The sequence below is a fragment of the Gilliamella sp. W8145 genome (genome assembly GCF_016101145.1).
Taxonomy (GTDB): domain Bacteria; phylum Pseudomonadota; class Gammaproteobacteria; order Enterobacterales; family Orbaceae; genus Gilliamella; species Gilliamella apis_A.
In genome coordinates this window covers 834053-845363 of record NZ_JACFRC010000001.1, presented here as the reverse complement: position 1 = coordinate 845363, position 11311 = coordinate 834053, and the positions used below count along the sequence as shown (strand labels likewise).

Sequence of the window (11311 nt, the reverse complement as noted above, 5' to 3'; positions counted from 1 at the left end):
ATATCAGGCTGTTGCTTTTTTCAAAACTTCATAAATTTGGTCTTTTAATTTTAATTTCTGTTTTTTCAAACTTTCAATCGTTTCAGAAGTATCAACGGTAATACCCGTTTCAATATTCTTAATTTTTTGGTCGAGTTGATTGTGTTCTTCAAACAGTTTTTGAAAATGTAAATCAGTGTTTTTTAACTTAGAGATTAAATCACGATATTCTGGAAACATACTGCCCCCTTACAAGATGAGTTAAAATAATAACAATAGCAGTTATTACTATTTCAGCTTACAATATTCTTGATTGTTTTAATAGCAATTTTTGAACGGGAGATGTTTATGAGTGAAAAGATCGTTATTGCAAAAAGTGAAGGTAATGATTTATACATCCTTGCATCGTTGGCAAATCGCCATGGTTTAATAACTGGTGCGACAGGTACCGGTAAAACTGTAACCCTACAAAAGATAGCAGAAAATTTTTCGCAAATTGGTGTACCGGTTTTTCTTGCTGATGTTAAAGGTGACTTGACTGGCTTAGGAGAAAAAGGGGTACTATCTGACAAATTACAATCACGATTGGCAAATATAGGCGTAACTGATTGGCGCCCTGATTCATCACCTTTAGCGTTATGGGATGTATTTGCTGAAAAAGGGATCCCAGTTCGTAGTACGGTTTCCGATATTGGTCCTATTTTATTGGCTAGATTATTAAATTTGAATGATGTTCAATCAGGCGTTTTACAACTTGTATTTAAAATAGCGGATGATAATGGTCTGTTATTGCTTGATTTTAAAGATTTACGCACCTTAATACAGTTTATTGGTGATAATGCCAAAAAATTTACCACGCAATATGGCAATATTAGTGCTTCATCAATCGGTGCAATACAACGAGGATTATTATCTCTTGAACAGCAAGGTGCCGAATTCTTCTTAGGCGAACCTATGTTAGATATTAATGATTTACTACAAGTTAATGAACAAGGTCGTGGCATTATCAATATTTTATCAGCAGATAAACTCTATAATTCGCCCAAACTATATTCAGTATTTTTATTATGGTTGTTATCTGAATTGTTTGAGCATTTACCAGAAGTTGGCGATCTTGATAAGCCGAAACTGGTATTCTTTTTTGATGAAGCTCATTTATTATTTAATGATATTTCTCCAGCTTTATTAGAAAAAATCGAACAAGTTGTTCGTCTTATTCGCTCTAAAGGTGTTGGTATTTATTTTGCTACACAAAGTCCAACCGATATTCCAGAAACTATTCTTGGCCAACTAGGTAATCGCGTTCAACATGCATTACGAGCTTTTACACCTAAAGATCAAAAAGCGGTTAAAGTAGCAGCGCAAACCATGCGATCCAATCCAAACTTTGATACAGAAAAAGCGATAATGGAACTTGGGGTTGGTGAGGCATTAATATCATTTTTAGATGAAAAAGGGCGTCCTAATGTAGTACAAAGGGGAATGGTAATTGCTCCAGAATCGAAAATGGGAACCATGACTTTAGAAGATCAATTAGCAATAATCCATCAATCCCGCTTTTATTCTAAATATTCAAACACTATAGATCGTGAATCAGCTTATGAAAAACTTAAACAAGGTTTCACGATCAATAGCGAAAATAATCAACATCCTGCAGAGATAAATTCAGAGCAGAATCAATTAAATAACGACCAACATGGTGGAGTAATGGATTTTCTAGGATCACTTATTTTTGGTTGGAAAGGCTCTAAGGGCGGGCAATATGATGGTGTCGTGCAAAGCGTAGCTAAAAGTGCCACTAGGCAAGTCGCTAATCAAATAGGCAGGCAAATTACTCGAGGGATATTGGGTGGTTTTAAAAAGTAAGTTTAATTAACAACAAATAGACTAATAAAACAACAAGAAGGAGTTATAGATGTTAAAATTGTTTATTGAATGGTATAAAAAACGCTTTAGCGATCCTCATGTGGTATCGTTACTGATTGTTATCATTGTGTTATTTTTTATCATCTATTTCTTCAACAAAATTTTACTACCTATCTTAATTGCGATTGTTTTATCTTATCTACTCGATAGGCCGGTTAATTATTTGCAACGCAAAAAGGTTCCTCATACATTAGCCGTCGTGATCGTGCTGCTACTATTTATGTTTGTCGGATTAACCGGCATTATGATTTTGTTACCGCTAATTTGGCAACAAAGTGTTAGCTTAATCACTAATATTCCCAATATGTTGAATTTTGCAAATAAATTTATTACATCTTTACCAGAACACTATCCTGAATTAATTGATGTTGGTCTATTCGATTCAATAATTCAGAGTATAACCAGTAGAGTTGTGCAAACAGGCAATTCACTATTACAGTTTTCAATTAGTTCTTTATTTAGTTTAGTTTCAGTGGCCATTAATGCAGTTTTAGTACCAATTATTATGTTTTTCTTATTGAAAGATAAAGCGAAAATATGGGGTTACTGTTCTAAGGCATTGCCTAAGAATCGTACCATATTAAATAAAGTCGCCTCTGAAATGGATATGCAAATTTCCAACTATATAGTCGGCAATGTTTTACACATTGTTATATTAACTATCTGTGTTTATATCCCATTTTGGTATTTTGGTTTAGATTATGGCTTATTATTAGCTGTTTTAGTTGGCCTTTCCGTACTGATCCCTTATATTGGTATTATTATCTCTAGTATTCCGGTGGTATTAATCGCACTCTTTCAATGGGGCTTCACGGCACAATTTGGTTATTTAATTTTCTTCTATATTCTAATTCAAGCTCTTGATGGTAATTTATTGGTTCCCTATCTGTTTTCTGAAAAACTCAATCTTCATCCATTGGTTATTATTGTTGCTGTTATTATATTTGGCGGCTTATGGGGATTTTGGGGTGTATTTTTTGCCATACCGCTTGCGACATTAGTTAAAGCCATTATTAATGCATGGCCAAATCTTGAAGAGATAAATAATATAAAAAGCGAAAAAAAAGCCGATTAATTAAATAATCGGCTTTAGTTGAAAAATTAATAATGGTTTGATTGGCTTTGATTTAGACTAATTAGAGGATCTCTTTTTATTGCCTCTTATATATTGAAATTATTTAATAGGAATACTGTTTTTTGCTTTCTAGATTATTCAAAAAGCTGTATTGTCAGTTTTTAAATATTTTACAGATGTATAAACTCTTTGAAAATAAAAGGTTTTGCGAAAGTTAGTTTTTTTAAAAAAAATAATTTTTAAAATGTTATTGCTAAATATTACTATAAGAAAACTTTAATTCTTTTACATAGGTTGCCAGTTAGTCGAAATTAATTCCAATAATCCAGGAAACTTTTTTTCAATTTCCTCGCGTCTTAAAGTTGCTAGAGAACAATTTCCCCTGTCTACCTGTGATATCAGTCCTGCCTCTCTTAAGATTTTGAAATGATGTGAGCGAGTCGCCCTTGTTAATTGCAATCCAAATGATGTGCAATGTCGCTCAGCTCCAGGTTCATCTTCTATTAGACTTTTAATGATCAATAAGCGATTAGGATCGCTTAATGCTTTAAATATTTGAATTAAATTCATTTTATTCTTATAACTTCATTTTCTTATTTAATTAAAATTATACTTTCGTCAAAAAATAATCATTAATATCAAAAAAAATTGACATGAGCAAAAAGCAGATTAATAATATTCATGTTCGATAATTATCGAACCTATCATATTAATGGAACGTTATCTGCCGATAGTATTATAAGGTCATTAAAACAGAATTAAAATTTTAAGTATATTGCTTGAAATAGTAAAGGAATAAAGACTATGTTGAATAAAACTAGGTAAAAGTTTTAAATTGCAAAGTGTAATAATCAAGGAAATAGTCATTTTTAACGAATACAAAACCTAAAGTCCTAATTATTATCTATTGCTATGTTATTTTGGCAAGTCTACATTCCTAATGCATATGCTTTTTTGTATTAAAGAATCGTTTTTTGATGCTCTCTAATAGATTACCCATTCAGATTTAATTTTTAACCAGTTATAAAATATTTCTAGAGAATTGACATATGAACTTAAGGATTGAAAACTCTAAAACAACCATTGTTTTAACCTCCATATTACTAGCTGTATTTGTAGTGCCAACCTCCATTTCAGGAACGGCAATTGCTTTGCCTTTTATTGGTGCAAATCTTTCTGCTAACTCAACCTCACTACAATGGATTGTTAATAGTTTTAATTTAACTTTCGCTTGTTTTACTTTATTGTGGGGAGCATTTGCTGATAATTTTGGTCATAAAAGAGTCTTTATAATTGGCGCCATGGTTTACACAATTGCTTCTTTATTATCCTCTATCTCTATCAACCCTCTAATGCTGGATATAGCTAGAGGCTTCGCAGGTGTTGGTGGTGCAGCTATATTTTCATGTGGAAGTGCTATACTCATCAAAACATTTAGTGGTGAGAAGAGAACTAAAGCTTTTGCATTTTTTGGCACCACGGCAGGTTTAGGGATTACATTTGGACCAACAATTTCTGGGTTTTTATTGGATATATTTAGCTGGCGTGCTATTTTTATATTACATACTGTTGTCTTGACAATAGTTATATCTATGACGCCAGCTATTACTAAAGATAGTTTAAATAAATATAAAACTCCATTTGATAAAATTGGTTCAATAATTTTCACTATAGCTTTGTTTTTGTTGATGCTTCTTATTAGCAACAGCACTGAACAAGGTGGGGTAAATTTAAAAACCTTACTATTAATAGCTATGACGATTCTTTTGGTCTTTACCTTTGTAATTTATGAAAAATCTATTACCAATCCAGTCTTGAATCTCAATTTATTAAAAAATAAAAAATACATGGGGTTGATTCTTGTGCCTGTTGTTGCAAGTTTTAGCTTTGTTACTTTGCTTACCTATTACCCAAGCTATTTAACGGGGGTGATGCAATTTAGTCCCACTTATGCTGGTATAATTATGATCACATTGACGGTCCCTGTGTTATTTTGTCCTTTGCTTGCTGGAAAAATTGTTTCATGTGGTATATCTGCAATATCTATTATTATTGTTAGTTTAGCTTTAATGATTTTGGGCGCAATTTTATTATTTTTTGGTGGTGGTGTTGATGGGTTAATATATCTGATCTGTTTGGCCTTATTTATGATTGGAACAGGTATGGGGCTAACTGCAGGACTTGTTGATGGTCTAGCGTTAAGCTGTGTTAATCCTGACCAGACCGGTATGGCAGCTGGCTTATTAAACACCTTCCGATTAGGTAGTGAAGCTATCGCTGTTGCACTTTATGGCTCATTATTATCTGTTAAGCTTAATGATGTATTACCAAATCTATTAATAAAATATAGTTCATCAGTCGATGAAATCAATGACTGGATAACTTCTGTGGCTAGTGGGAATCTTGCCTTACCACTATCTAATATTCCGACAGATATGCAGTCAATTATGCTTAGTGATATTATTGGTAGTTATCATAAAGCCTTTAATGGTACTTTAATTATATTAACCATTATCAGTGTAATAATTAGTTTATTTTGTTTACTGCTTTTGAAAATAAAAGAGAATTTAGATTAAATAATGTATAATTTTTAGAATAAATATTCATAATGACAATGGCGATTTGTCGTTATGAGCTGATTATTGATGGTTGATCAAATTTTGCAAAGATAAATAATATGAAAAGCGAAAGAAAGCCGATTAATTGGATAATCGGCTTTAGTTGAAAAATTAATAATGGTTTTTAAGATAATCTAAAACCACAGTATGATGGTTGGCGGTTTTGAAGTCATCGAAAACTTTTTCGATCTTACCATCTTTACCAATCAAGAAACTTATGCGATGAATACCATCATAAGTTTTTCCCATAAATTCTTTTTCACCCCAAACGCCAAAAGCGTCACAAGTTTTATGATCTTCATCTGAAAGTAGGGTAAAATTTAATAATTCTTTATCAACAAAACGTGATAATTTTTCTGGTTTATCTGTACTAATACCAATAACAACTACATTATATTTTTTAAAATCGTCAGCACTATCACGTAAATTACACGCTTGTACTGTACAACCTGGTGTCATCGCTTTTGGGTAAAAATAGAGCAAAATTCGCTGACCTTCAAAATCATTGGAACTTACTAGTTCACCATCTTGGTCAGGTAGAGAAAATTGAGGTGCTTCTTCACCTTCTTTTATCGGATTAACCATAAATTTATTACCTATGTTTTAGTTTAAAATTTTAATCGCTATGGGTATAAATTACTTTATTTTATCAATTTAACTTAAATTCTTAAAAAAACGACTAGCTACATCAATCGTATGATTGATTTCTTTATCTGTGTGCCTAAGTGACATGAAACCTGCTTCGAAAGCTGATGGTGCAAAGTAAACGCCTTCAGCGAGCATATGATGATAGAATTTTTTGAATAATTCAATATCACAATTCATAACATCTTTATAACTGCTCACTTCTACAGCATTCGTAAAGAAAAAACCGAACATAGCTCCGGCATGATTGACAATAAAAGGAACATTAAAACGTTTTGCAGCCGATAATAGGCCATTAACTAAGTAAGAAGTTTTCTCTTCTAATTCCTGATAAATACCAACATCCATCAATTTCTTCAAAGTAGTATAACCGGCTGCCATTGCAACTGGGTTACCAGAAAGTGTACCTGCCTGATAAATTGGGCCAGTAGGTGCTAATTTTTTCATTATTTCCGAACGACCACCAAAAGCGCCTACAGGCATTCCACCACCAATGATCTTACCTAAACAAGTTAAATCAGGAACAATGCCATAATATTCTTGAGCACCGCCTAAAGCTACTCTGAAGCCTGTCATTACCTCATCAATAATCAGTAATGCACCATAATTGTCACATAAGCTTCTTAATCCTTGTAAAAAAGACTTTTTAGCTGGTACACAATTCATATTACCAGCAACTGGTTCAATAATTATTGCCGCTATTTCGTTGGGATACAGCTCAAATTGTTTTTTGACGGATTCTAAATCGTTATAATCACAAACTAAAGTGTTTTTAACAAAATCTTCAGGAACACCTGGTGAAGTAGGGTGACCAAAAGTTAGTGCTCCGGATCCTGCCTTAACTAATAAATAATCTGCATGGCCATGATAACACCCCTCAAATTTAATAATTTTGTCACGGCCGGTATAACCCCGAGCAAGGCGAATAGCACTCATAGTCGCTTCAGTTCCTGAATTCACCATACGCAGCATCTCAATAGATGGCATCAGCTCAGTCACTAGATTGGCCATTTTAGTTTCAATCTCAGTTGGCGCACCATAGCTTAATCCATTGCGTACCGCATTAATAACAGCATTGGCAACATCAGGGTCATTGTGTCCTAAAATCATCGGCCCCCACGATAAAACATAATCAACATAAGCTTTTTGATCTACATCATAAATATAAGCACCATCAGCTCTTTCTATAAATAATGGCGTACCACCAACCCCATTAAAGGCTCGTACAGGTGAGTTAACACCACCAGGCATAAAAGCTAATGCTTCACGGTAAAGTTTTTCAGATTTAAAGGTGTTATGCATAATCATGATTATCTCTATAATTAAGGTTGTGGTATTTATTCACAAAATTAAGCTAAATTCAAGCTAGCTAACGCAAATTTATCTAATCGACGTTTTCGTTTTGTATTTTCTTTTTTCAAAGGTATATAATATAACAGTAATAAAAGTAGGAGAATAAAATGAGCGATGCGTTACCAATTAACTTTACTGATGCGGCAGCAAATAAAGTTAAATCTCTAGTAACAGAAGAAGAAAATCCGAATCTAAAATTGAGAGTCTATATAACTGGTGGTGGTTGCAGTGGTTTTCAGTATGGTTTCACATTTGATGAAAAAGTAAATGAAGACGATCTCGCTATCGAAAAAAATGGTGTTTCTTTGGTTATCGATCCGATGAGTCTGCAATATTTAGTTGGTGGCACCATAGATTATGTTGAAGGTTTACAAGGTTCACGATTTGTCGTCGATAACCCGAATGCAACTACTACTTGTGGTTGTGGTTCTTCATTTAGCGTTTAATTTAAGTCAGATTATTAATCAAATTTTTGATTCTTAATCCTAGGAAAACTGAATTTTAAGGGAATTGATTAAAAATTCCCTTAAATGTGACAAACATTGAGCAATTAGACAATTATTTTAAATTTTCTATTGACGTAAAAATTAAGAACGGTAAAATGCACAGCATCCAAAACGCAGTTACCTTTCGGAACTCAGTTTTGAGCCCGGGTGGTGAAATCGGTAGACACAAGGGATTTAAAATCCCTCGGCCTTTTTGGCCGTGCGAGTTCAAGTCTCGCCCCGGGCACCATTTAAAACACTTCTCATGCGGGAATAGCTCAGTTGGTAGAGCGCAACCTTGCCAAGGTTGAGGTCGCGAGTTCGAACCTCGTTTCCCGCTCCAATTATTAATATACAGATGTCCAAAACGTCTGCAAGTTACAGATAATCAAGGCGTTACGTCTTTCATCTTTCCAAGCAAAGCCATTGAAGTACGCTCAAATATACTACGTTTAAGTACTTCGGTACTCATTATCTAATTTAGTCTGATTTTACTTCATTTTGTCGTAGGTCGACCTCTTGATGTTTTCTATTTTTTACTTTCTTTTTTCGTTTTTATCTTTTATCAAGAGGATATGAGTATGAGTCGTTTAACGAATTTAGGTATTCGCCTTGCCAAGGCGAAGTCGTCTGTATATACGCTGTTTGATGGGCGTGGTTTGGGATTACGGATTGAACCCAGTGGCGCTAAGCGCTGGCATTTTCGGTTTTATTGGCAATATAAGCAACAGCGTATTTCGTTTGGGTTTAACGGGTAAGATTTCACCCCATAGTATACGTTATGCCTTTACTTAAGAGCAAATAGATCACTACCTATAACAAGGCTATAGCGAACAAGAAACATTGGCTAAAGTGTCGATGGATTTGGGGCATGGCGATGGCAGGGGAAGGTATGTAAAACAAATTTATGGTCAAGATAACTACACAAACTAGAATAATATTATTAATATACTTTATATTGAAAAGATGCTTTATTCTAATTTATAGAAATTTACTAAATATTAAAAAAGTAATTTTTTGTAATGTAAATAAAACTATTTATATTAAATTAAGAGGATATAAATGAAATATGGACAGTACAAACTATTCTTCTGACTCACCTGTTATTGCAAAAGAGCAAGACAGATTTTCTCGTTGGGCATTTTCAGAGCGAGTTGCTCAAGTTATATCTAAAAGAACCGACCCGAGCAGTATAGTTATTGGACTTTATGGAATATGGGGAGATGGTAAAACATCTGTACTCAACTTTATTGAGAAATCTCTTGAAAAAAATGACAATGTTATTTGTATAAAATTTAACCCATGGAGATTTGGAACGGAAGAAGAGTTATTAACCGGATTCTTTTTTACTATTGCCGATGCATTAGATACTGAACTAGTTACAACAGGCGATAAATTTAAGGCTTTTGTAAAAAGAACAGCATCAGATGTTACTTCATTAGCTGGTGTTGAAGGTGTTGGCAACATTGTGAGTTCATTTATATCTACTATAGATATAAATGAACTTAGAAAAAGAGTTGAAAATGAACTTCAAAATGCAAAAAAAAGAATATTAGTTTTAATAGACGATGTAGATCGTCTTGAAAAAACAGAAATTCATACTCTTTTTAGAATCGTTAAATTGACTGCAGATTTTAAATACACTTCATATATTTTAGCTTTTGATAAAGACGTAGTGGCTACATCGTTGCAAGATAGATATTCCAGCACTATGCATAATGCAGGAGAAGCATTTTTAGAAAAAATTATTCAAATTCCGCTTCATTTACCAAGTATTGAAAAACAAGTATTACGTGAATTTTGCTTTCAAGGTATAGATGAAGCAGTAAGACTCGCAGAGATTGATCTCTCACAAGTACAAATACAAGATTTCGTAAATAGTTTTAGCTATGCTTTTGATGATTGTCTGACTACCCCAAGAAAAGCTAAACTTTATGGAAATATTTTATTATTTGCACTTCCGATTCTAAAAGATGAAGTTAATCCAGTTGATTTAATGTTAATAGAGGGTATTAGAGTATTTTGTCCATTACTATATGAGTTATTGAGAACAAATAAGAAACTTTTTACTGGAACATTCACGAGTAATATTTATAGTAATAATGAACAGGAAAAAGACCATATTAAAAAAATTATTGATAGGACACTTGATAAAGCACAAAATATAAATAAGGAAAGTTTTATATATTTACTAAAAAAACTATTTCCTAAATTAGAAGCTGTTTATGGAAATAGGAATTATGGTTCTGATTGGTACGAAAATTGGAATAATGCTCAACGGATTTGTTCAGAACACTATTTTTCTAGGTATTTTACTTATTCTATTCCTAGAAATGATGTTTCTGATAAGTTAATAGACAAATTGATATATAAATGTGAAAATTTTAATTTGTCTTTTGATGAAAGTGAAAACCCTTTCAATGATATTCTAAATACTGATAATGCTGAAACATTAATAAGAAAGTTGAGACAAAGAGATGTAGATTTAAATGAGGCTTCATCCTACTCACTAGCTATTGCTATAGCCCAGAAAAATCAGTTATTTCCTAATCCAGACACTTTATACAGATTTTTAAATCCTTTTGCTCAAGCAGCTATGCTTATTAGTAGTTTAATTCAAAATCAATCAATTAATAATCGAGAAAAATTAGCTTGTGATTGTATTGATAATTCACCGTCTCTTGATTTTAAACTTGAAATTTTCCGATGGCTAAAAAGAAAGGATGACGATAAACCAGAGCAAGAAGCGTTTTCAGATGAATCTATTAATATAATAGGAAAGCATTTAGGGAATAGCATTATAGAAGAACTTGGAGATACAGATATTACATTAGTTTATCCTAATTTAGTTTCTTATATATTTTATATTTTGAATAAGTATGTTAATCATAATTTTGCTAATGATTATATAACAAAACAAATTTTAAAAGATGACTTGGTGCTTGTTCGCATCCTTGAGTCTTACGTACCCACATCATGGGGAATGGAGTCAGGACTTCCCCATAAATCAAATTTTGAGAGAGAACAGTATAATCATTTAGCTGAGGTATTAGATACAAAAATTATCATAGAAAATCTGGAGAAATATTTTCCTTCTTTCTTCGAGTCAATTGAAGATGATTTTCCCCGAGATTATGATGATATTAAAGAAAAAAGTACTCTTTTTATTAAGCAATTTATATGGTTACATAAATATATTACAAAAGAGGCTGAAATAACAAGTGAATAAA

General features: G+C 32.7%; 10 protein-coding genes, 2 tRNA genes and 1 pseudogene. 9 read left to right on the top strand and 4 right to left on the bottom strand.

All coding sequences use genetic code 11. The features are described from left to right. Window positions 1–3: 3 nt before the first annotated feature. Window positions 4–219 carry a YdcH family protein gene (locus tag H3T80_RS03820; RefSeq protein ID WP_110447711.1) on the bottom strand — a complete coding sequence of 72 codons (216 nt, stop codon included), beginning with the start codon at window positions 217–219 and terminating at the stop codon, window positions 4–6. A gap of 108 nt (window positions 220–327) precedes the next feature. Between H3T80_RS03820 and H3T80_RS03815 the strand changes: the two genes are divergently transcribed. Both H3T80_RS03815 and H3T80_RS03810 read left to right on the top strand, forming a co-directional pair. Beyond that, window positions 328–1845, top strand: a complete 1518-nt coding sequence (locus H3T80_RS03815) for a helicase HerA-like C-terminal domain-containing protein (protein ID WP_198200135.1) — start codon at window positions 328–330, stop codon at window positions 1843–1845. A 49-nt stretch (window positions 1846–1894) separates the two neighbouring features. Then, the gene (locus H3T80_RS03810; protein ID WP_110447713.1) at window positions 1895–2980 is read left to right on the top strand and encodes an AI-2E family transporter; all 1086 of its coding nucleotides are present in this window, start codon (window positions 1895–1897) and stop codon (window positions 2978–2980) included. A 285-nt stretch (window positions 2981–3265) separates the two neighbouring features. Here H3T80_RS03810 and H3T80_RS03805 read toward each other — a convergent pair whose 3' ends face one another. Continuing rightward, on the bottom strand, window positions 3266–3550 hold the full coding sequence (locus tag H3T80_RS03805) for a helix-turn-helix transcriptional regulator (protein WP_198200134.1): 285 nt from the start codon (window positions 3548–3550) through the stop codon (window positions 3266–3268). A gap of 479 nt (window positions 3551–4029) precedes the next feature. Here H3T80_RS03805 and H3T80_RS03800 point away from each other — a divergent pair, with 479 nt between their 5' ends. Next, window positions 4030–5556 (top strand): MFS transporter, encoded by a 1527-nt coding sequence (locus H3T80_RS03800; protein ID WP_198200132.1) that lies wholly within the window; start codon window positions 4030–4032, stop codon window positions 5554–5556. A gap of 153 nt (window positions 5557–5709) precedes the next feature. Here H3T80_RS03800 and bcp read toward each other — a convergent pair whose 3' ends face one another. After that, window positions 5710–6183, bottom strand: a complete 474-nt coding sequence (gene bcp, locus H3T80_RS03795) for a thioredoxin-dependent thiol peroxidase (protein ID WP_198200130.1) — start codon at window positions 6181–6183, stop codon at window positions 5710–5712. 69 nt (window positions 6184–6252) lie between these two features. Continuing rightward, a complete protein-coding gene (gene hemL / locus H3T80_RS03790) occupies window positions 6253–7545 on the bottom strand; it encodes a glutamate-1-semialdehyde 2,1-aminomutase (RefSeq protein WP_198201127.1) in 1293 nt (430 codons plus the stop codon). A 158-nt stretch (window positions 7546–7703) separates the two neighbouring features. Between hemL and erpA the strand changes: the two genes are divergently transcribed. From erpA to H3T80_RS03765, 6 genes and pseudogenes are all read left to right on the top strand, one after another. Continuing rightward, the gene (gene erpA / locus H3T80_RS03785; RefSeq protein ID WP_034914816.1) at window positions 7704–8042 is read left to right on the top strand and encodes an iron-sulfur cluster insertion protein ErpA; all 339 of its coding nucleotides are present in this window, start codon (window positions 7704–7706) and stop codon (window positions 8040–8042) included. Window positions 8043–8243: 201 nt separating this feature from the next. Next, window positions 8244–8331: transfer RNA gene (locus H3T80_RS03780), tRNA-Leu, on the top strand. A 17-nt stretch (window positions 8332–8348) separates the two neighbouring features. Next, window positions 8349–8424: transfer RNA gene (locus tag H3T80_RS03775), tRNA-Gly, on the top strand. 232 nt (window positions 8425–8656) lie between these two features. Then, complete coding sequence (locus H3T80_RS03770) at window positions 8657–8839, top strand: Arm DNA-binding domain-containing protein (RefSeq protein ID WP_370548108.1); 183 nt, start codon at window positions 8657–8659, stop codon at window positions 8837–8839. Continuing rightward, window positions 8826–9014, top strand: a pseudogene (locus H3T80_RS12360) (DNA-binding protein); the annotation flags it as partial. The gene H3T80_RS03770 and the pseudogene H3T80_RS12360, both read left to right, overlap by 14 nt. Before the next feature lie 136 nt (window positions 9015–9150). Continuing rightward, a complete protein-coding gene (locus H3T80_RS03765; RefSeq protein WP_198200126.1) occupies window positions 9151–11310 on the top strand; it encodes a P-loop NTPase fold protein in 2160 nt (719 codons plus the stop codon). Window position 11311 lies beyond the last annotated feature (1 nt).

Excerpts from the sequence above, each read along its gene's own strand:
- H3T80_RS03805 (WP_198200134.1), bottom strand. The coding sequence starts at position 3,550 with ATGAATTTAATTCAAATATTTAAAGCATTAAGCGATCCTAATCGCTTA.
- hemL (WP_198201127.1), bottom strand. The coding sequence starts at position 7,545 with ATGCATAACACCTTTAAATCTGAAAAACTTTACCGTGAAGCATTAGCT.
- H3T80_RS03820 (WP_110447711.1), bottom strand. The coding sequence starts at position 219 with ATGTTTCCAGAATATCGTGATTTAATCTCTAAGTTAAAAAACACTGAT.
- H3T80_RS03815 (WP_198200135.1), top strand. The coding sequence starts at position 328 with ATGAGTGAAAAGATCGTTATTGCAAAAAGTGAAGGTAATGATTTATAC.
- H3T80_RS03770 (WP_370548108.1), top strand. The coding sequence starts at position 8,657 with ATGAGTATGAGTCGTTTAACGAATTTAGGTATTCGCCTTGCCAAGGCG.
- H3T80_RS03800 (WP_198200132.1), top strand. The coding sequence starts at position 4,030 with ATGAACTTAAGGATTGAAAACTCTAAAACAACCATTGTTTTAACCTCC.
- erpA (WP_034914816.1), top strand. The coding sequence starts at position 7,704 with ATGAGCGATGCGTTACCAATTAACTTTACTGATGCGGCAGCAAATAAA.
- bcp (WP_198200130.1), bottom strand. The coding sequence starts at position 6,183 with ATGGTTAATCCGATAAAAGAAGGTGAAGAAGCACCTCAATTTTCTCTA.
- H3T80_RS03765 (WP_198200126.1), top strand. The coding sequence starts at position 9,151 with ATGGACAGTACAAACTATTCTTCTGACTCACCTGTTATTGCAAAAGAG.
- H3T80_RS03810 (WP_110447713.1), top strand. The coding sequence starts at position 1,895 with ATGTTAAAATTGTTTATTGAATGGTATAAAAAACGCTTTAGCGATCCT.